The sequence below is a fragment of the Stenotrophomonas sp. STEN033 genome, from assembly GCF_056856655.1.
The window spans coordinates 1-19,935 of record NZ_JBXFWM010000045.1; the positions used below are offsets into that span (position 1 = coordinate 1).

At 62.4% G+C, this 19,935-nt stretch carries 16 protein-coding genes; 12 read left to right on the forward strand and 4 right to left on the reverse strand.

The window, feature by feature from the left end:
* Positions 1–232, forward strand: a 232-nt coding sequence (locus AC1VXC_RS14545) for a hypothetical protein (protein ID WP_481538636.1), incomplete at its 5' end; no start/stop codon positions are given.
* A 105-nt stretch (positions 233–337) separates the two neighbouring features.
* Here AC1VXC_RS14545 and AC1VXC_RS14550 read toward each other — a convergent pair.
* From AC1VXC_RS14550 to cutA, 3 genes are read right to left on the reverse strand one after another with little or no spacing between them, the layout of a single operon-like run.
* Positions 338–928: a TlpA family protein disulfide reductase gene (locus AC1VXC_RS14550; RefSeq protein WP_313173384.1), complete on the reverse strand. Its 591-nt coding sequence runs from the start codon at positions 926–928 to the stop codon at positions 338–340.
* The gene (locus AC1VXC_RS14555; RefSeq protein ID WP_481538637.1) at positions 928–3,285 is read right to left on the reverse strand and encodes a protein-disulfide reductase DsbD family protein; all 2,358 of its coding nucleotides are present in this window, start codon (positions 3,283–3,285) and stop codon (positions 928–930) included. Before AC1VXC_RS14555 ends, AC1VXC_RS14550 begins: the two co-directional genes overlap by 1 nt.
* A gap of 3 nt (positions 3,286–3,288) precedes the next feature.
* Positions 3,289–3,612, reverse strand: a complete 324-nt coding sequence (gene cutA, locus AC1VXC_RS14560; RefSeq protein WP_313173382.1) for a divalent-cation tolerance protein CutA — start codon at positions 3,610–3,612, stop codon at positions 3,289–3,291.
* 186 nt (positions 3,613–3,798) lie between these two features.
* On the opposite strand from cutA, the gene AC1VXC_RS14565 reads away from it, so the two are divergent.
* The 9 genes from AC1VXC_RS14565 to AC1VXC_RS14605 all read left to right on the forward strand — a co-directional run bounded on the left by AC1VXC_RS14565 (position 3,799) and on the right by AC1VXC_RS14605 (position 16,456).
* Positions 3,799–4,206: a type IV pilin protein gene (locus AC1VXC_RS14565; protein WP_481538638.1), complete on the forward strand. Its 408-nt coding sequence runs from the start codon at positions 3,799–3,801 to the stop codon at positions 4,204–4,206.
* On the forward strand, positions 4,203–4,703 hold the full coding sequence (locus tag AC1VXC_RS14570) for a pilus assembly FimT family protein (RefSeq protein WP_313173380.1): 501 nt from the start codon (positions 4,203–4,205) through the stop codon (positions 4,701–4,703). Before AC1VXC_RS14565 ends, AC1VXC_RS14570 begins: the two co-directional genes overlap by 4 nt.
* A complete protein-coding gene (locus tag AC1VXC_RS14575; RefSeq protein ID WP_313173379.1) occupies positions 4,687–5,106 on the forward strand; it encodes a type IV pilus modification PilV family protein in 420 nt (139 codons plus the stop codon). The genes AC1VXC_RS14570 and AC1VXC_RS14575 overlap by 17 nt, the downstream gene beginning before the upstream one ends.
* The gene (locus tag AC1VXC_RS14580; protein WP_313494415.1) at positions 5,103–5,813 is read left to right on the forward strand and encodes a PilW family protein; all 711 of its coding nucleotides are present in this window, start codon (positions 5,103–5,105) and stop codon (positions 5,811–5,813) included. Before AC1VXC_RS14575 ends, AC1VXC_RS14580 begins: the two co-directional genes overlap by 4 nt.
* A gap of 20 nt (positions 5,814–5,833) precedes the next feature.
* Positions 5,834–8,092, forward strand: a complete 2,259-nt coding sequence (locus AC1VXC_RS14585) for a hypothetical protein (RefSeq protein ID WP_481538639.1) — start codon at positions 5,834–5,836, stop codon at positions 8,090–8,092.
* Between the two features lie 259 nt (positions 8,093–8,351).
* The gene (locus AC1VXC_RS14590) at positions 8,352–10,793 is read left to right on the forward strand and encodes a type VI secretion system Vgr family protein (protein ID WP_481538640.1); all 2,442 of its coding nucleotides are present in this window, start codon (positions 8,352–8,354) and stop codon (positions 10,791–10,793) included.
* 5 nt (positions 10,794–10,798) lie between these two features.
* Positions 10,799–11,245, forward strand: coding sequence for a DcrB-related protein (locus tag AC1VXC_RS14595; protein ID WP_313173375.1), 447 nt, complete (start codon positions 10,799–10,801; stop codon positions 11,243–11,245).
* 47 nt (positions 11,246–11,292) lie between these two features.
* Complete coding sequence (locus tag AC1VXC_RS14600) at positions 11,293–16,041, forward strand: RHS repeat-associated core domain-containing protein (protein WP_482995059.1); 4,749 nt, start codon at positions 11,293–11,295, stop codon at positions 16,039–16,041.
* A gap of 1 nt (position 16,042) precedes the next feature.
* Positions 16,043–16,456: an SMI1/KNR4 family protein gene (locus tag AC1VXC_RS14605; protein WP_481538641.1), complete on the forward strand. Its 414-nt coding sequence runs from the start codon at positions 16,043–16,045 to the stop codon at positions 16,454–16,456.
* A gap of 273 nt (positions 16,457–16,729) precedes the next feature.
* On the opposite strand, the gene AC1VXC_RS14610 is transcribed toward AC1VXC_RS14605, so the two are convergent.
* Positions 16,730–17,023 (reverse strand): hypothetical protein, encoded by a 294-nt coding sequence (locus AC1VXC_RS14610; protein ID WP_481538642.1) that lies wholly within the window; start codon positions 17,021–17,023, stop codon positions 16,730–16,732.
* A gap of 690 nt (positions 17,024–17,713) precedes the next feature.
* Here AC1VXC_RS14610 and AC1VXC_RS14615 point away from each other — a divergent pair.
* Complete coding sequence (locus AC1VXC_RS14615) at positions 17,714–18,001, forward strand: co-chaperone GroES (protein ID WP_057626824.1); 288 nt, start codon at positions 17,714–17,716, stop codon at positions 17,999–18,001.
* Between the two features lie 84 nt (positions 18,002–18,085).
* Positions 18,086–19,735, forward strand: coding sequence for a chaperonin GroEL (gene groL, locus AC1VXC_RS14620; RefSeq protein WP_312917138.1), 1,650 nt, complete (start codon positions 18,086–18,088; stop codon positions 19,733–19,735).
* Positions 19,736–19,935 lie beyond the last annotated feature (200 nt).

Below are 19,935 nucleotides of genomic sequence, written 5' to 3' on the forward strand. Positions count from 1 at the left end.
AGTGCAAAGCAGTGCAAAGCAGTGCAAAGCAGTGCAAAGCAGTGCAAAGCAGTGCAAAGCAGTGCAAAGCAGTGCAAAGCAGTGCAAAGCAGTGCAAAGCAGTGCAAAGCAGTGCAAAGCAATGCAAAGCAGTGCAAAGCAGTGCAAAGCAATGCAATGCAAAGCAATGCACTCAACTCCCTGGGCAGCAGATCTACCAGCGGATGCCACGGAAATCTACGGCATCGCATGACACCGGAAACTCAATGATCAGATCGCCAATCCAGCGCTGCTGCCTTGATCGCGCTTCGGCGATTCACGTCGCGCCGAGTGTGCCGCGTCTATCCGCGGCGCGGGATCACGGTGTTGGAATGGTCGGCGTATCTTTTACCCAGGCATCAATCTCGCCCGCCTTGAACGGGCCAAGCTTCTGCTTGAGGACGCGCCCTTGCGCGTCGATCAATACGCTGTACGGCAACAGGCCCTGCGAGTTGCCCAGCTTGACGCTGGCGTCGTTCGGCCCCGGTGTCTCGATGACGATGGGGTAGTACACCGGCACATTGCCAAGAAAATCCAACACCGCATCGGGTGTATCCAACGCCAGCCCCACAACCTGCGGACCGCTATCAGCGTGACGCGCGGCAAAGCGCGCCAGTTCCGGCATCTCTTCGATGCAGGGCGCGCACCAGCTTGCCCATACATTGATCAGCAACGGCTTGCCCTTGAAGCGCTCCGGGAACTGCACCGGCATGCCATCCAGGTCGGGCAGGGCGAACGAGGGCATCAGTTCGCCGACGCGTACACCCTGCACCGGCGTGGCCGAACGCGGCGCCGTGGCAGGTTCGCTCATCGATGGCCGCGCCGGCGTTGCTGGGCGGCTCAGCCATGCGCCGGCGGACAGCCCGGCCGCTGCGGCAATACCTGCCACCCACCATACGGCGCGGCGCATCAGCGTGCCGCGCGCAGCAGCGCTTCTTCGGCGACGGACTGGGTCAGCACGGTCGGCAGCACGCGCGGCGGTGCGCCCGGGCCGTAGACCACGTACAGCGGTACGCCGACGGCCTTGTGCTGGTCGAGGAAGGCGCTGATCTGCGGATCCACATTGGTCCAGTCTCCGCGCATGTACACCGCGTTGACCCGCTTCAGCGTGTCGCGGAACTTGTCGCGGTCCAGCACGTTGCGCTCGTTGGCCTTGCAGGTGACGCACCAGTCGGCAGTCATGTTCACGAACACCACGCGGTTGTCCGCGCGCAGGCGGTCAAGCATCTGCGGCGAGTAAGCCACCGTGCCTTCGCTGGCCACGGCGGCGCCCGGCGGTGGCAGGCGGGTCACGCCCCACACCGGCACCAGGGCCAGCAGCGCGATCACCGCGCCCAGTACCATGCCGATCCGGCGGCTGTGCCAACGGCTGCGTTCGAACCACCACAGACCCAGCGCCAGCACGGTCAGGCCGATCAGCATCAGCCCCATCGCATCGATGCCGCGCTGCTTGCCCAGTACCCACAGCAGCCAGATGGCGGTGAGGTACATCGGGAACGCCATCACGTGCTTGAAGGTTTCCATCCATGCGCCCGGCTTGGGCAGGCGCATGGCCAGCGCCGGCACGAAACCGATCAGCAGGAACGGCAGTGCCAGGCCCAGGCCCAGTGCCAGGAACACCAGCATCGCCAGGGCAGGCGGGGCGGTGAAGGCGTAGGCCAGTGCCGGGCCCATGAACGGCGCAATGCAGGGGCTGGCGACCACGCAGGCCAGCACGCCGGTGAAGAAGTCACCACTGGGGCCGCTGCGCTTGGCCAGGTTCTGGCCCAGTTGGCCCGCGCTGCCGCCCAGGGTGAACAGCCCGGACAGGCTCAGGCCCACCGCGAACATCAGGTACACCAGTGCGGCGATGAACCACGGGTGCTGCAGCTGGAAGCCCCAACCGGCAGCCTGGCCGGCCGCGCGCAGGGCCAGCACCAGTGCGCCGATCGCGGCAAATGCAACCAGCACGCCAGCGGTGTACCAGAGCGCGTGGTTGCGTGCGCGCTGGCGGCTTTCGCCGCTCTGCGCCACGCCAAGTACCTTCAGTGACAGTACCGGCAGTACGCAGGGCATCAGGTTCAGGATCAGGCCACCGGCCAAGGCCAACAGCAATATCCACAGCAAGGAACCATCGCCCGCGGCCTGCGCCGGCGGCTGGCTGCGGCGGGTGTTGTCGGCCGATGCATCCGGTGCGGCCTCGGCCAGGCTGGCGGCCTCGGCGGCCGGCCGGACCACCAGTGGCTGCGGTGCCGGCGGGTTGGCCGGGTCGATCAGCGGCATCGGAGTGACGTCGCCCTTCTTGCCGGCCGGCAGCGGCGGAATCACCAGCGGGGCGACCGCCAGTTCCTCCTTCTCCTTCTGCGAGACCTTGCCGGCAGGCAGTGACAGCCGCACCCGGCGGGTCATCGGCGGGTAGCAGATGCCATCGGTCTGGCAGCCCTGGAAGGTCACGACCAAGGTGGCCGGGGTTGCGTCAGGCTTGTCACGGCGCAGCGGCAACGGCACGTCGACCTGGTCGAAGTACACCACCACGTTGCCGAAGTGTTCGTCGCGGTAAGGCTTGCCGGCTGGCCACTGCGGTCGGCCGGCGCGCACGCCGTCGGCGCCTTCCAGTGCCAGCGAGGTGCGGTCGCGGTACAGGTAGTAACCCGGTGCGGGCGAGAAGCGCAGCAGCAGGCGGTTGCCGTTGTCGACGATGGCTTCGAAGCCGAACGCCTTTTCCGAGGGCAGCGGCAAGGCCTGCACGGCAGCGGTGCCGGGCAGGTTGAGGCCGCCACCGCTGTTGCCGGCGAGCGGGTTGAACAGGGGCGCAGCCGAAGGGGCGGGCGCGGCGGCAGGGGCGCCAACGTTGGCGGCGGGCAGCCGCACTTCGACCGTGCGCTTCTGCGGCGGATAGCAGACGCCGGCATCGGCACAGCCCTGGTAACGGACTTCCAGGGTGACGCTGTTGACGCCCGGGTCGGCGGTGCCGGGAAGGATGGAGCGCAGCTGGCGATGGTAGGTTTCGACGTCGCCAAAGAACTCGTCGTGCTTCTTTTCCCCCTGCGGCATCTGCAACGCACCGGCGGTGAAGCCGGGGCCGGCCTTGACGCTGGTGCGGTGGTGATAAAGGTAATAGCCCGGGGCTATGTCCCAGCGCAGCTCGATGCGGTCGCGGCTGGGCGCTTCGGCGCGCAGCGCAAAGGCCTGGTCTACCGGCAGCAGGTCTTTTTCATTGATGGCCAACGCCGGCAGGGCGGCCAGGGAAAACAGGCAGAAGGCGGCAAATTGTCGCAACAGCATCATTAATTATGTTTCCTCCCGGGTCTGCGCCCGGATCCAGTCCAGATACGCCGGCAAGCCGGCGCTGGGGGAGATCGCCACGATCTCCGGCAATTCATACGGGTGCTGCCGCCTGATGGCGGCGCTCAGCGCGTCCAGCCGATCAGCGCAGGTCTTGATGATCAGCTGAACCTCTTCAGCTTGTTCAATCTGCTCCTGCCAGCGGTACACAGACCGCATCGCAGGCAACAAGTTCACACAGGCAGCCAAACGCTGCTCTACCAGGGTTTGAGCCAAGGCCTGCGCGGTTTGTTCGTCGGGGCAGGTGCAGAAGACCAGTCTTACGTCCATCCGGCCATTGTCGCAGAAGCGGTTACGGCACTTTCAGGTGGAAGTGTTGACATCGTTGTCATCAATTGTATATTGCGGCCGGTCACAGTTTCACCTGGTTTTCATCTGACAACGGATGCAGGCCAATTCTTACGAAGTTCACTCCACGGCGGATGCAGGTGTTCGCAAGGCTCTACAGGGGGGCGTATGCAACAACACAACAACCGGGGCTTCACGTTGATCGAGTTGATGATCGTCGTGGCCATCATCGCGATCCTGGCTGCCATCGCCATGCCGCTGTACTCGGACTACGTCCTGCGCAGCAAGATCCGTACAGCGCAAAGCGATTTGATGGCGTTGTCCAGTACGGTGGAGAACTTCCGCCAGCGCACCCTGGGTTACCCGGCCACTGATGCCGCCGCCAAGAAGGGCTGGAACGCGGCGACCAAGGCCGGCCAGTTCACCTACACCTACACCGCCAGCAGCGGTGGTTATGAGCTGAAGGCCGTCGCCGGCAGCGCACTGGGCAAGGCCAGTGGTTGCACGCTCAAGCTGGACTCCGGCAACAGCCGCACCGTCTCCGGCAACTGCGCCGGCGTGAGTGACTGGCCATGAGTCGGCGTGCCACGGGTTTTTCACTGATCGAATTGATGGTGACCCTGGCAGTGATGGCGGTACTGGCGCTGGCAAGCATGCCGTTCGCGCGCCAGTGGATCGACAGCAACCGGCAGATGCAGGCGCGCAACCTGTTGTGGGAGGCGGTGTCGCAGACCCGCTCGTTGGCCTTGCGCAATCCCGAGCATGTCATCGGCGCCGCCACGTCGGCCCGTCTGCAGCGCAGTGAGCGCAGCCTGCAGGTCCTGCGCGGCGATGGCAACGAGGTGCTGTGGCAGGGCGAACTGCCACGTGGCGGTGAGTATCGCCTGACGGGGGGCGATGACTACGCCGATGCCGAGGCGCTACAGGCCGCGGCAGACCAGTTGTCGTGCGTGGCCTTCGACAACCGCGGCCAGCGCTTGCCCGGCGCTGCCAGTTGCAGCAGCGGTGCCACCCATTCGCGTATTGCCGTTGGCATGAACAGCCAGGATCCACTCTATGTCGATCTGCTTTGATCCGCCGCGCCGCCAGCGCGGCGACATGATGCTGGAAGCCCTGGTCGGGGTGCTGATCACCAGCATCATCGGTGCCGGGCTGGCGCATGTCGTGGCCAATGTGATGAACAGCCAGCGCGATGCCAAGGTGGAAAACCTGATGGTGGAACGCCTGCGCGACAGCCTGCATGGCCAGGGCGTGGGCCTGTGCGGTAGCGCCACACTGGAGATCAGCCTGCCCAACGGCGAGGCCAGGAACGCGGCCGTCAGCTGCGAGCCGGCAACGGCCACGCTGGCCATGGCGGGCGTGGAACGTACCGTGGAGGCGCCGCAGCGGGTGGACCTGACCGTCACTGCCAGTGACCTCGGCAACAAGGGCGCTGGCGAAGACGATCCCGACCTGCTGGTCTCGACGAGGCAATGAGCATGCACCTGCACACTGTTTCCGGTATCGGCGGCCAGCGACAACGCGGTCAGAGCCTGATCAGCATGATGGTGGGTCTGGTGATCTCGCTGATCACCATCGCCGCGATGATGACGCTGTACAAGACCATGGTGGAAGTCTCCAGCAATGCCTCGCGTTCGGCATTGCGTGATGGCCAGGTGTCGGCTGCATTGTTGTCGGCACAGATCGAACTGCAGAGTGCGGGCTTCGGCGTGCCGGCCGCAGACAGTTTGAACAGCAAACTGCACGTACGCGATGCGGGCAAGGAGCTGGTATGGCGTTACAAGGCCGACCTCAGCGCCAGCGACTATGTCTGCTCCGGCCTGCGGTTGGTGGACGGCGAGGGCCTGTACCGGTTCACCCCCAAGGCCTGCAGCAACGCCGAGGTGGCGGCATGGGACAGCAGCGAACAGCAGTTGCTGGCCGGCGGTGCCGCATTCTTCACGCCCGCGCAGAAAGATGGCAACGCCTTTGCGGCGGGGGAAGAGGAACTTGGCGCGATGACGCTGGCCCCGGGCTATGTGTTTTCGCTCAAGGGTCAGCGCCAGTGCCTGCCCTACATGCAACAGGATTTCAGTGCCACGCCCAGCGCCGCCGTGGGCCAGCAGTTGGCATTGGAGCGCAGTGATGCCAGCAGCCATCTGTTCGTGGCCTGCCTGCCCAATCTCGCAGTGATCACCAGCTGATGCACAAGGAGCACGCGCGTATGGACAAGAATCGCTTTTCCGCCTGGAAGCGCCAGCGCGGTGTCGCCACCCTGCTGATCGTGCTGATGGTGGGGCTGGCGGTATCGGTGACGGTTGCTGCCACCATTTACTCGCTGCGCGGTACCCAGTCACAGCAGTTGACCACGCATTCGGCAACGGCGGCACAGGCCGCTGCCTGGCGCGGTGTCGAAGCGCTGCGGCTGTATCTGCTGCAGGTGGAAACAAGTGTATGGCCGGGCTGGGTAGGCAACGACGCCAAGCCGGTCACCGGACTGGAGGCGCTGGGCGTGCGCGCTGCCACGGTGACTTCGGTGGCAGCTGCCGGCAGCGATCACTACCAGGTGACCGCGCGTGTTACCGGCACCGCAGGCGTGGGCAACGCCTTGACCACCGCCACGGTGGAGGTGGTCTATGACGTGCTGCCCGGCAGCGGTACGCCGGGGACGCCACCGGTCTGTGCGTCCATGCCGAAGGCACCGATGGTGTTCAACGGCGATCTTGATTACAGCGGTGGCAAGCTCGACGTCACCAATGCCGTGGACTACGAGAACATCGTGGTCGCCGGCAACCTGACCATCGGTGGCGGTTCCACTGCGCGCATCTCCGGCTGCGTCAAGGGCGATGTCTCCATGACCGGCGGTGGTATCACCGACAACGGTCATCTGTATTCGGAAGGCAGCATCCGCATCGATGGCATGGGCAATCCCAGCGGCACCACCTTGTGGGCACGCAATATCCAGATCGGCAACGGCGTCAGCGGTGGCAACTACAACGCCATCAAGGCAGGCGCATATGCCGTGGGGGTCTATTCCGGCACGCAGCTCATCGGCACCGCCGAAGTCGGCGGGCGCTTGATCCCGGGTACCGTTACCGGTGACACGCCCTGGGTGACCGGTACCGTTGCGCCATTGAACAGCGGTCACGTGGTGGTCACCCTCACCGACGAGAGCCAGTTCCTGCTGGATTTCGGCAAGCAGGACAGTGCGGGCAACCCGCTGCTGAGGGTTGATCCCAGCACCGGTCTGCTGACGGGCGCGGCCGATGCCGAGCGCTTGAAGGGCGCGGACGATGCCAGCCTGCCGGATGCGCTCAGCTTCCGCTCCACCCGCATTGCCGGTGGCACGGTGGGGCTGGCAACGCTCACCGTTGGCCAGCTGTGGGGCTATAACGTCACCGTGTCCGGCTGGAGCGGCAAGTACGAGACGCTGTGGGCGAGCGGCACCATCGCAATGACCTCGGGTACGGTCAAGAACCTGCTCGGTGGCGGCAACATGACGGTCACCGAGGTCTCGGTGACCGGTGCGGGCCAGCTCGCTGGCAGCATCAACAAGAACCTCGGCAACGTGCAGGCCAACCAGGCCGGGGCGACGCCGGGCCTGCCTGGCATCCCCTACTGCGAAGCGCGGGTGAAGCCGGTTGATGCCGACAACTTCCTGGGCATGGCCAACTACGCTTTCAGCACGGTCGACGGCGCGCCGCAGCTGACCATCCGCAACGTCAAGCGCGCCAATGGAGAATCCATCGACGGCGTATACCCGCTGAAGAATCCCAATGCGGTGCAGCTGGCACTCCTGCAGGAACTGATGACCTGCAACAACACCAATGACAAGGGCTGCCTGAACGCCCTCCAGCGCGATGGCAGCTGGTTGTTGCACGGCGTCGGCAAGATGCCGGCGGGCGTGCTTTGGTTCGACCAGTCGGTGAAGATCGATGGCACCAGCACCGAAATGCTGAACAGCATCGTCGTGCGCGGGTGTGACGATCCGGAACAGGCGACCTGTGGCGGCAACATCACCTTCACCAGTGCCGGTCACCGGGATCTCATCGCGCCGAACTTTGCCGGTGCCACCCGGGTCTGCGGCGGCGACTTCTATCCGAGCAACCTGTGCGCCAGCCGTTCGCAGTTCGTCGAATGGGAAGGGCAGGGAGCCGACGGCAAGCCACAGACCTACCAGGGCCTGCCGATCGCCAATACCGCCGTCATCGCCGAAGGCGGAGCCTCGATTGCCGGTTGGGAACTGCGTGGCAGCGTGATGCTGGGCAAGCAGTTGTCGACCAGCGGTGCCACGGTGACCATCCATGGCAGCCTGACCGTAGGCAGCAACCAGACCTCCAACACCACCATCTCGGCCGGTGGCATCTCGGTCGATGTTCCCAGTGGTGGTGGCCTGAACCTGATACCCGTGTGCAGCACCGGCAGCAACGGGCTGCCGGCAAGCCCGGCCAGTGCCTCGGTGCAGTGGTCGCGATACCTGTGATATTCGAAAAAAAGTAGTTCAGCCTGCAGTCCGGGCGGCTCTCTCTTGGTATGGCGTGTCCCGCAATCCCCCGGGGCACGCCATTTTTTTTATTGGCGTTGACTTCGTTGGTTTTCCTGGTGAAACCGGCATTCCCACGCAAGCGGGGAAAAGGCTGTTTTCACTGATTTTCAGATGAATCCCGAATCATCCTGGCGGCAACCTGCCTAAAGTCGAAGGAATAGTCCTTCGCCTTGTGCCGTGCGCGGCAGGAAGCTGCATGCCAGAAAATTTCAAGAGTTCACCGTCCAAGCACGGCGTCGGAACTTCAACGTTTGTGGCGGCGAAATCAGCAGCTGACACGCTGATCCCTGCCAACGCATTGAAGGCAACCGATGCCGCGCTGCAATCCATCGATGGTGAAATCGCTGCCAAAGCGCATAAGGCTGTCGCGGCGGTTTCGTCTGCGGTGGGCGTGGTGCAGGCGCTGCAAGGTGACAACGTTGCGGGAGTGATTGCCGCCAGCACGCCGCTGGCAGGCATTGCTGTTCCGGAGCTTTCAGCTCTGATGGGCGCGGCGTCCGATGCCACCACCCTGGCGCAGTCCTTTGTTACCTCCCCCGGTCTGCCTGCATTCGCGACGCCGCCGTTTGTCGCTGCCACCAGCCTGCCAGCGCTGGCGACGCCCCCCTTTGTCCCCGCCACGTTGATTCCCGACGAGCACCCGTTGGGCGGCCAGGCCGTGCAGGATTTCATCCGCAAGCCCGAGTTCTACGCGCCGCCGATGGCCCGCCTGCGCGAAGCCTTCGACGAGGAGCGCGGCGTACTCGAGGACAAGGACCGCCTGCTGCGCTTGCACGCGCCGCTCAGCGGAGACAAGCGGCTGTACGCATCGGCGATGGAAGGAAGCAGCGCGCTGTCGGACCTGTACTGCTATCGCCTGCAGTTGCTGTCGCGAAATGCGGGTATCGACCTGCAGGAAGTGATGGGCAATAGCTTCACCGTCGGCATCAAGCTGGCTGATGGCAGTGAGTACCCGGTCAATGGATACGTCACCTCCTTCGGCTTCGCCAGCACCGACGGCGGCCTTGCGGTGTATAGCGCCGAGCTGCGGCCGTGGCTGTGGTACCTGGGCGCGCGCATCAACAGCCGCATCTTCCAGGACATGTCGGCGTTGGATGTGCTGGACGTGGTGTTCAAGGACTATGGCGGCCTGCCGGACTACCAGGTGCGGGTTACTCGCAGGCCCGGCGCGGAAACCTATATTGTCCAGTACGACGAAAGCGACCTGAACTTCGTCAGCCGCCTGCTTGAGCGCTACGGCCTGTTCTACTACTTCGAACATCGCGCCGATGGCCATCGTCTGGTCATCAGTGATGACTCGGCCGACAGCGCGTTCTGCCCGCCGCAAACTGGTCACGCCGTGGTCCGCTACAACGCCGGCGATCATGTAGACGCGCAGGACACGCTCACCGCACTGGCGGCCTACCGCAATTTCCAGCCCAGCGCGGTGGCCTTGAATACCTTCAAGTACGCCGATCCGTATGCGGTGCAGTATGTGGAGCAGCCCACGGTCGCCCACCAAGGCGAGGTGCCGAAGTTGACCGTCTATCACGGCAATCCGGCTTACGCCTATCCGGACAAGAAAGCCGGCAGCCGCGACGCCCAGCATCTGATGGAGGCCTACGAATGGCAGGCCAAGCTGTTCATGGCGCAATCGCAATGCCGTGGCATGCAGGCCGGCCACACGTTCCAGTTGAGTGGCCATCATTGGTTTGAAAGCGAGGCCGATGCCGACTTCCTGGTGGTTGGTACGCAGATCAATGCGCGCAACAACTTCAATCTGGACGGCAACAGCGCAGGCCAGGCGGATGTGTATGACAACAGCCTGACCATGATCCGCCGCAAGGTGCCGTACAGGCCGGTTCGTCATCACGCCAAGCCCGCCATGAAAGGCCCGCAGACCGCAACCGTGGTTGGCCCGGCGGGTCAGGAGATCCACACCGACAAGCTCGGCCGCATCAAGGTGCAGTTCCCGTGGGACCTGGAAGGCAAGCACGATCAATCGAGCTCATGCTGGATACGTGTTTCCCAGCCCTGGGCCGGGCGCGGCTGGGGCACGGTGTCGATTCCCCGCATCGGCCAGGAAGTGCTGATCGACTACATCGAAGGTGACCCGGACCGCCCGGTGTGCACCGGGCGCCTGTTCAACGCCCAGCAGACCATGCCGTTCGACGGTCCGGATGGCGGCACCGTCATGGGCTTCATCAGCAATTCCACGCCTGGTGGTGGCGGTCAGTGCCGCATGACGATCCGCGATACCGCCGGCAAAGAGCTGATTGATCTGTATTCGCAGAAGGATATGAACATCACCGTGCTGGATGCAGAAACGCACGTGGTGGACAAGGGCAACCGCTCGGTCACGTTGAAAACCGGTGACGAGTCAAAGACGCTGGCCCAAGGCGGGCTGAGCGAAACCATCGCCAAGATGCGTTCCACCGATGCCAATACGGTACAGGTCAAGACCAAGGGGAAAACCGATAGCCCGGGTACGCAGCTGTACGAGGCCAGCGACCAGATCAAACACGCCGTAGGTGCTGGCAGCGTCACGATGACGAAAGAAATGATCAAACTGGAGTTTGGTCCGTCCAGCATCGTGATCAGCAAAAAAGGCATCTTCATCGATGGCCCGGTAGTCCATCTGAATAAAGAAAAGAGCTGAGAGGAATGTTCGCTATCAATGAAGGCACCATCCAGATTCCCGCTGCGTGGAAGGACGAGAGCATCAATGTGCTTACTACCGCGCAAGGCAATGGCACCGGGCTGAGCTTCACCATTTCCCGCGACACACTGCCGTGGGGCATGGCGTTTGAGAGCTTCGCAAAGAAGGAAATTGCGGCAATCGCCAGCAGTCTGAAGGACCACAAACAGCTGGAACTGCTGCCCATGCAGGTGGATGGCCGTGAAGCCATGTTGTCCGAATTCAGCTGGTCATCGGCGCAAGGGCCGATCCATCAATGCATGGTGCTGACTGCCGAACAACAACGTGCGCTGATTTTCACCGCCAGTATGCCGGGGCTGATATCGCAGGAGCAGAAGCAGCAGATTCTGGCTCTGGTGGAGACCTTCCGCTTTCGCACCGGCCAAGACAAAAGCGCCGTCGTAGCGCAATAAGTGTCGCAGGGGAAAACCAAACCATGACGGTGCAGACAAGCGTTGCAGTGGGTGCGGCCAACAGCGCTCGACGCAATGAAATCATGGATATAGTGCGCCAGCCGCCGCAGGACAGTTACAGCATTCCAAACCCCGATGTCAGCGATTTTGATCGGGGCAACAACAACGTGCTGGATGTCCTCGAAAGCGAGGAGTTCAACTACGGATTGATGGGGGCATCGGCGCTGGGTTCTGCGGGTGTGGCTGCAGCGGGCGCGGCGAGTGCTGGCGTTGCCGCTGCTGGCACTGCAGCGGCTGTCTCGCTGGGAACGTTCGCTATTGCCGCTGGCGCGGGCATGGCAGGAGGTTATCTGGGCAGCATGGCCGGCGCCGGCCTGGCGGATCTGTTCTGCGGCACGTTGGGCGGCGGCAAGAAAGTCGCCACCGAGGGTGATGCACCGGCGCGCATGGGCGACCCGATCGGGCATATCAACAAAAACGCCGCCCTGTGGGGCGCCATCATTGGCGCGGCTGCCGCGATCGCCATTGTCGCAGTGACCGTGGCAACCTGTGGTGCCGGTCTGCTTGTGCTCGCTGCCGCCGCTGCTACCGCAGGATTTGTCGGCGCAGGTATCGCCACCTTTGCATCCACCGCTGGGCAGTATGGCGACAACAAAGGTGTCATCGCCGAAGGCTCAGCAAATGTGTTCTTCGAGGGCAGGCCCGTCGCGCGGGTTGGCGATCGGGTGGCGTGCTCCGAACACCCGGGGCCAAGCCTGCTGGCTGAAGGCGCCAAAACCGTCTATGCCAATGGCCGCAATATCGTGCGTGTTGGTCATCGCAGCACCTGTGATGGCAACGTCAATGACGGCTGCAGGACGATAGTTGAAACCATTGAAACGGCCGTGATCCATGAGGTCAAAGACAGCCGCTCACCTGCGCTGCGCTGGGCCAACATTGTTGTGAATCTGCTGCCGTTGCCGCGTGGAAAGAAACCGAAGCCTGGTGCCGATGCGCCGCCACAGCAGCAGAAGCCGAAACCGGATGCGCAACCGAAGCCGAAGCAAGATCCACCCCCTGCGCCCAATACCTCCAAGCCTGCTACTACCTCCTCCAAAGGCAGCGGCAGTCAACCGGGGACAAATAAATGCGTCAGCGATCCTGTTGACATCGGCACCGGCGACTTCCTGCAGCAGTGGCCAGTACTGGCGCTACCCGGAACCTTGCCACTACAGCTCACCCGAAGCTATCGCTCGACGGCGTCGTTCCGTGGTGCGTTTGGTGACAAGTGGATGGATGAATGGTCGCAGCGGCTGGAGCTGGATGGCGAAACCGCCACCTTGCATACACCGCATGGCGCGACGCTCGTATTCCATACGCCGGATGACGAGGTACAGGCCGTCAATCTTCGCGAGCGCCGTTACTGCCTGTTCGGCAGGCGCTCGCAAGTGCTGCGTCTGTTCGACCGCAGCACCCGCACGGTGCTCAGCTTTGGCCAGGAAGATGGTCAAACACGACGCTTGAGTGACATCGAGGATATCAACGGTAACCGCATCCGCTTCCACTACGCCAACGGCGCGCTCGCCCGCATTGAGCACAGCGACGGCTATGCATTGCTGGTGCAGTGCCTTGATCGCCGGGTCATCTCGGTACAGGTGCAAGGCGGGGCCGAGGATGGTTTGGAACTTCTGCGTTGTAGCTATGACGCCGACGGGCGGCTGGCGCAATGCCGTAGCCATCAGTTTGGAACCCTGTTCCATGGCTATGATCGTGATGGCCGCATGCTGCGCTGGCACGACACTGCGCTCACCGGCGCACACGTGGAGTACGACGCAAGGGGCCGCGTGCTGAGTACGCGCACCGACAGTGGCCACTATGCAGATCGCTTCGTCTATGACGACGTGCGGAACTGCGCTCTCTACTACGACGCTGAAGGCGGCTGCAGCCAGTACTATCATAATGCCGAAGGCCTGATCATTTGCCAGATTGACCCCCTCGGCCATCACTGGCTGACGGAGTGGGACGAGAACAACCTCAAGCTGTCGCAAACCGATCCACTGGGGCGGGTTACCCGCTTCGAGTACAACGATTTTGACGAGCTGGTGCAGGTCAGCCATCCGGATGCGTCGTGGGAGCGCTACGGCTATAGCAGCCTTGGTGCCCTCACATCGGCCGCCAGCTCGGACGGAACCCAGTGGGGGTTCAGCCATGATGCACGCGGAAACCTGATTGCTGCGGTCAATCCACTCGGTCAGCGTACCAGCTATCGCATCAGCGGGAACGGCCAGCTGCTGCGCCAGGAGAACCCGGATGGCACACAGCTGCGTCTGGACTACGACCGCTACCAACGGCTCACCAAGCTGACCCGTGCCGATGGCAGCCAGCATACGCTGCACAAGGATCTGTTCGGCAGGACAGTGGAAAGCCAGGACGCACTCGGCCAGTCGACCCGCTATGAACACGCCGATCATGCCAATCCGCGCGGCTCCGTCAGCAAGCTTATCCTCGCTGACGGCAGCACACAGCAGATCAGCTACGACAGCGAGCGCCTGCCGATATGTCATAGCGATGGCGAAGGCCGCACCACGCAGTACCAGTACGGTGCTTTCGATCTGCTGGAGCACGTGCACTATCCGGCAGGTGGTGGCTTGCAGCTGGGGTACGACAAGCTGACCCGGCTGGTCTGCGTCACCAACGGCGTCGGCGAAAGTTATCGCTACGAGTACGACGCAGCCGGCCGCCTGATCAAGGAGACCGACTACGGCGGCGCGCAGACCCGCTATGACTACAACGCTGTCGGTTGGCTGCACACCACCCAGCGCCCAGACGGCTCCACGGTTGGTTACGACTACCACCTCGCCAGTGGCCGGCTGCTGGCGATCCGCCGCCGCTCGGCCCATCCCGATAGCCCAAGCATCGATACCAAGCTCGACTACGACGATCACGGTCGCCTGATCCGCGTCAGCCACGGCGACAGTGTGCTCGAGTACGAACGTGACGCTGTGGGCCGTCTGCTGGCCGAGCGCAGCAACGGCCGCGAAGTGCGCTGGAGCTACGACGAACTCACTGGTGCTCCCAAGGAACTGAGCGCCGACCACCAGGTGCACTGGGCTTACGACGTCAATGGCGCCTTGACGTCGCTGGGCATTGAAGGTCATGCACCGCTGCAGATCCAGCGCGATGCCTTGGGTCGCGATGTGCAGCGGCACAGCGCAGCAGGCTTCCAGCTGGCGCAGCAATTCAATCCACTGAGCTTGCTCACCAAGCAAACTGCCGGCAGTACGCCAAGTGACGATGCATTGTCGTACCCGTCGCACGCCTATGGATTGCAGGGGCAGGCAACGGTGGTGCAGCGCAGCTATCAATACGACCGCGCCTTCAATCCCGTGCAGATCGACCAGCGCTGGGGCAGCAGCCGTTTCCGCTACAACGGCAACAACCAGGTCATCGGCCAGCATCTGGACGGCAGCGCGCATCAACCATCGCTGGACGAAAGCTTCGTCTACGACGGTGCCCTCAATCTGGTCAACCGCACGTTGTCCAATCTCCCAGGGGTAGAGCGCCATAGCGTGCAGCAACGTGCCGGCCGCATAGTTCGCCAGGGTGGCACCACGTATCGCTACGACGCGCAGGGCCGCCTGTGTGAGAAGACAGAACAGCCCAATGGCTTCCGGCCGCAACACTGGAGCTACCGCTGGGACGCCGACAACCGGTTGATCGAGCTGACCACGCCCAAGGGTGAACGCTGGCGCTACGCATACGATGGGCTTGGGCGGCGTATCCGCAAACTGAAAGTGATCGCAGGCGGGCTGCGGGATTCAGGGCAGGATGGCGATTCGCTGGCAGGCCCAAACGACGGATCAACCGCGGCGCGCGCAGCGGATACAAAGCGCATTGTTGTGGGTGAGGAATATTCGTGGAGCCGGGATCAGCTGATTGAAGCGGCGCCGATCTACGCCGATGGGACCGTGGCCTACGATCAAGCCACGCAATGGGCCTACGCACCCGGCGGCCTGACCCCGCTCGCACAGAAGCGCGCAGATAAGCTCTGGTATGTCGTCTCCGACCACGTCGGTACGCCGCGCGAACTGCTGGACGAAACCGGTGAATTGGCCTGGAGCAACAGCCCCAAGGCCTGGGGCCAGCAACGCGTATGGCGCCGAGCAGCGGCCAACGACGACGCAGTGGACTGCCCAATCCGCTTCCCCGGCCAGTACTACGACGCTGAGAGCGGGCTGCACTACAACCGCCATCGTTACTATGATCCGGACAGTGCGCAGTACTTGTCGCCTGATCCGTTGGGATTAGGCGGAGGGCTCAGGCCACAAGGGTATGTAGATAATCCGAATACGCATGTTGATCCCTTGGGTTTGACGGCTTGCCCACCGCCGACGCAAGGGCTTGATCCAAATGATCCTTATGTCCTGTTCAATACAATGCATGGTACTGCGCAGCCAAAACCACGGGGGGTTGGCCCCAATGGAAATCGACTCCAATCCCATCATGGTCTACAGCAGGAGTGGGCAAAGCAAAATCTGCCAGGATATAACCCGAACCTTGCACCCATGATCACCATTGAAACCGGAAAGGGGTCTCCGCACACCGCGATCTCGAATGCACAAAATGCAAGATACAGAGACCGAAAGGACAGTGGGCAGGGGGTCTGGAGTTCAACGTTGGATCAGGAGCTAAATAGTATCCTAGGAGATCTTAGGTCTGCTGGATTTAGTGACGCTACAATCTCTAAGGTCTTGACGCAGCAATACAGTATGCTCGACAAGCTTGGTGTTTCATATCAACGAGTTTCGGGGTTTTGAAATGAACTTGTCAAAAGATGTTCGGCTTCTGGCTAGTAAGCAAGGGGCGTCGCTACGGGATGTTGAAAAACTTAAAAATGTATTCCCGCTGATTCCCGATGATTATGTGTCACTTTCGCTCGAAAAGACCGAAATGGAGTTTGAAGCAAAGTCCGGGCAGTACTTTAGGATATGGGGCCCGAAAGGATGTATTGAAATGAATGAAGCTTATATGTTCACCAAGTACATCCCGGGCGCAATACCCTTTGGGGACGACGGTGGAGGAAGGACATTTCTCTTCATGAACGGGGCTTCAGGGGAGGGGGTTTACCTTGTTGGTAATGGGAATATCGATCCGGAGGAGGCTGTCCATATTTGCGGAAGCCTCGCTGACTTGCTTGAGAATGGAGCAGGTATAGATTCGATTTCGTATTGATAGTGCGAAATGCTGGGAAGGATAGGGGCAGCGTGAGGTTTACTTTGTGATGTCGAAGTCGCGTTGTTCCCCGGCTAACGTAAATGGCCCCTTTGGCTAACATTTTAAAAGGGGTGCTGCTCTTGGTGGTTTTGTTTCGAGCGGCGCCTCGGCCTGGCCCCATTGGGTGGCATGTAATGACCTATCGGTTTCTGCTCAGGCCAAGCGGGTGGCGCGCAGGCGCTGTATCAAATTGAGCAACGTCCTGCGCGCTGTTGGCAGCTGCTGAGAGAATCAGCTTTCGCTTGCTGTCGGGGATTCGGCGTGGGTCAGGTCGATGCGGTGCTTTCTGGCGTAGGCATCCTGCATCTGGTCCAGCTCATCGGTGAGCTCGTCGAACTTGGTCGCGGTCGCATCCATTGCTTCAAGCAAGGGTGCTGCCTGCTCGTCGCTGAAACCATCCGGCAGGTCGGTGAGCTTGAGCATGGAGTCATACCAGATCACCGCCTCTTGCAGTGACGTAACCAGCTTGGCGTCCAATTCCGTAGCATCGTCCGGAATCTTCAGCGCCTTCATCTGGTGGCGCATGTCCACCGCGTTCTGGTGCGCATTGCCCAGGCGGGATTTGAAGTTGGACAGGCCCCATGGCCTGGGTCAGACGTTCAGCGTCATTGCCGCCGCGGGCGCTGTAGACGGCCTCGGCTTGAACGTGTGTGAGGAACTGGGCTTCTCTTCGGTCAGGAACAGGGAGGGCAGAAAAAGATCTGGATGCCGCTGGCAACGGGGGTCCGACTTCCCGGCCGCCATCCATGCGCGACGGATCCCAGGCAGCGCCTTGAACAGTGGCGTCTGTGGTTGCGTACTTGTGCCGGCATGGCAATGACGCTTTCAGTGCGCAGCGACGCCCAAGGGGCGACATCCACTCCGGCATGGGGGAGGGCCGGGAGGTGCCTGTGCAGGAGGGGGCTGTCCGCAGCGGCGCTTCGGCATTGCAGCTGGTGGACCCATTGCGCGGCCGTATCTTGGGGATCACTGGATGGCACGGGATTACATGATGCATGTCCTGGGGCAGCTGACTTGGCGCGGTGATAGGCCCCGCCGCCCGGCCGGCGGTACCCCAATCAATTTGCCAGCCTCCCCTTGAAAGGTCCCCGGCCAGCCCCATCTTCCAGACAAGCCCGTTCGACGGGTCTTTTTACGCGTGATGCCGGCATCCCCTTGGTTTTACCGCTGGTGTCGCCGGAATTTCAGGCCAATCAATTACTTAAGAGGTCTTTCATGAGCATCAAGCCGCTTCACGACCGCGTTGTGGTCAAGCCGATCGAAGCCGACGAAATCTCCGCCGGCGGCATCCTGATCCCGGATTCGGCCAAGGAAAAGTCCACCAAGGGTGAAGTCGTGGCCGTGGGCCCGGGCAAGCCGCTGGACAACGGTTCGGTGCGCGCCCCGTCGCTGAAGGTTGGCGACAAGGTCATTTACGGCCAGTACGCCGGTTCGTCCTACAAGGCCGAAGGCGTCGAGTACAAGGTGCTGCGCGAAGACGACGTGCTTGCCGTCATCGGCTGAGCCGCCGCGCCACCTGTTCCTGTAATACCCCTTTCCCGATAAAAGCAGCCGAGCTTGGCTCGGCTCTACTCAGAGGTAATCGCAATGGCTGCCAAGGATATTCGTTTCGGTGAAGACGCCCGTTCGCGCATGGTGCGCGGCGTCAACGTTCTCGCCAATGCCGTCAAGGCAACCCTGGGCCCGAAGGGCCGCAACGTCGTGCTCGAGAAGAGCTTCGGCGCCCCGACCATCACCAAGGACGGCGTGTCCGTCGCCAAGGAAATCGAACTGGCTGACAAGTTCGAGAACATGGGCGCGCAGATGGTGAAGGAAGTTGCTTCGCGCACCAATGACGATGCTGGCGACGGCACCACCACCGCTACCGTGCTGGCCCAGGCCCTGATCCGCGAAGGCGCCAAGGCCGTTGCCGCCGGCATGAACCCGATGGACCTCAAGCGCGGTATCGACAAGGCCGTGGTTGCCGCCGTCGCCGAGCTGAAGAACATCTCCAAGCCCACCGCTGACGACAAGGCCATTGCCCAGGTCGGCACCATCTCGGCCAACTCGGACGAGTCGATCGGCAACATCATTGCCGAAGCGATGAAGCGCGTCGGCAAGGAAGGCGTGATCACCGTTGAAGAAGGCTCGGGTCTGGAAAACGAGCTGGACGTCGTTGAAGGCATGCAGTTCGACCGCGGCTACCTGTCGCCGTACTTCATCAACAACCAGCAGTCGCAGACCGCCGACCTGGACGACCCGTTCATCCTGCTGCACGACAAGAAGATCTCCAACGTGCGTGATCTGCTGCCGGTGCTGGAAGGCGTCGCCAAGGCAGGCAAGCCGCTGCTGATCATCGCCGAAGACATCGAAGGCGAAGCGCTGGCTACCCTGGTGGTCAACACCATCCGTGGCATCGTCAAGGTCGTGGCCGTCAAGGCACCGGGCTTCGGCGACCGTCGCAAGGCGATGCTGGAAGACATGGCCGTGCTGACCGGCGGCACCGTGATCTCCGAGGAAGTTGGCCTGTCGCTGGAAAAGGCCACCATCAAGGACCTGGGCCGCGCCAAGAAGGTGCAGGTTTCCAAGGAAAACACCACCATCATCGATGGCGCTGGCGAAGCTGCCGGCATCGAGTCGCGCGTCAAGCAGATCAAGACCCAGATCGAAGAAACCTCTTCGGACTACGATCGCGAGAAGCTGCAGGAACGCGTTGCCAAGCTGGCCGGCGGCGTTGCCGTGATCAAGGTCGGCGCCTCGACCGAAATCGAAATGAAGGAAAAGAAGGACCGCGTTGACGACGCCCTGCACGCTACCCGCGCAGCCGTCGAAGAAGGCGTGGTCCCGGGCGGCGGCGTTGCGCTGGTGCGTGCTGTCACCGCTCTGGCCGGCCTGAAGGGCAACAACGAAGACCAGAACCACGGCATCCAGATCGCCCTGCGCGCGATGGAAGCCCCGCTGCGCGAAATCGTTGCCAACGCCGGTGAAGAACCGTCGGTCATCGTCAACAAGGTCAAGGAAGGCACCGGCAGCTTCGGCTACAACGCCGCTTCCGGCGAATTCGGCGACATGCTGGAATTCGGCATCCTGGACCCGACCAAGGTGACCCGTTCGGCGCTGCAGAACGCAGCCTCGATCGCTGGCCTGATGATCACCACCGAAGCCATGGTTGCCGAAGCTCCGAAGAAGGACGAGCCGGCAATGGGCGGCGCCGGTGGCATGGGCGGCATGGGTGGCATGGGCGGCATGGACTTCTAAGTCCACCGCAGCCTCACCGCTGCCTGTAGTACGCAAAACCCCGCCGAAAGGCGGGGTTTTGTTTTTCGCCCCCTCCCTTTGCCGCAGGCAAGGGGAGGGTTGGGGAGGGGTAGGTTTTGCGGCGCTTCAATCAGTGCGAGCTTCGCGGCTTACGCCGCTCGCAGGTTGAGGATGGCTGGGAAAGCTTCTGCCGAGCATGG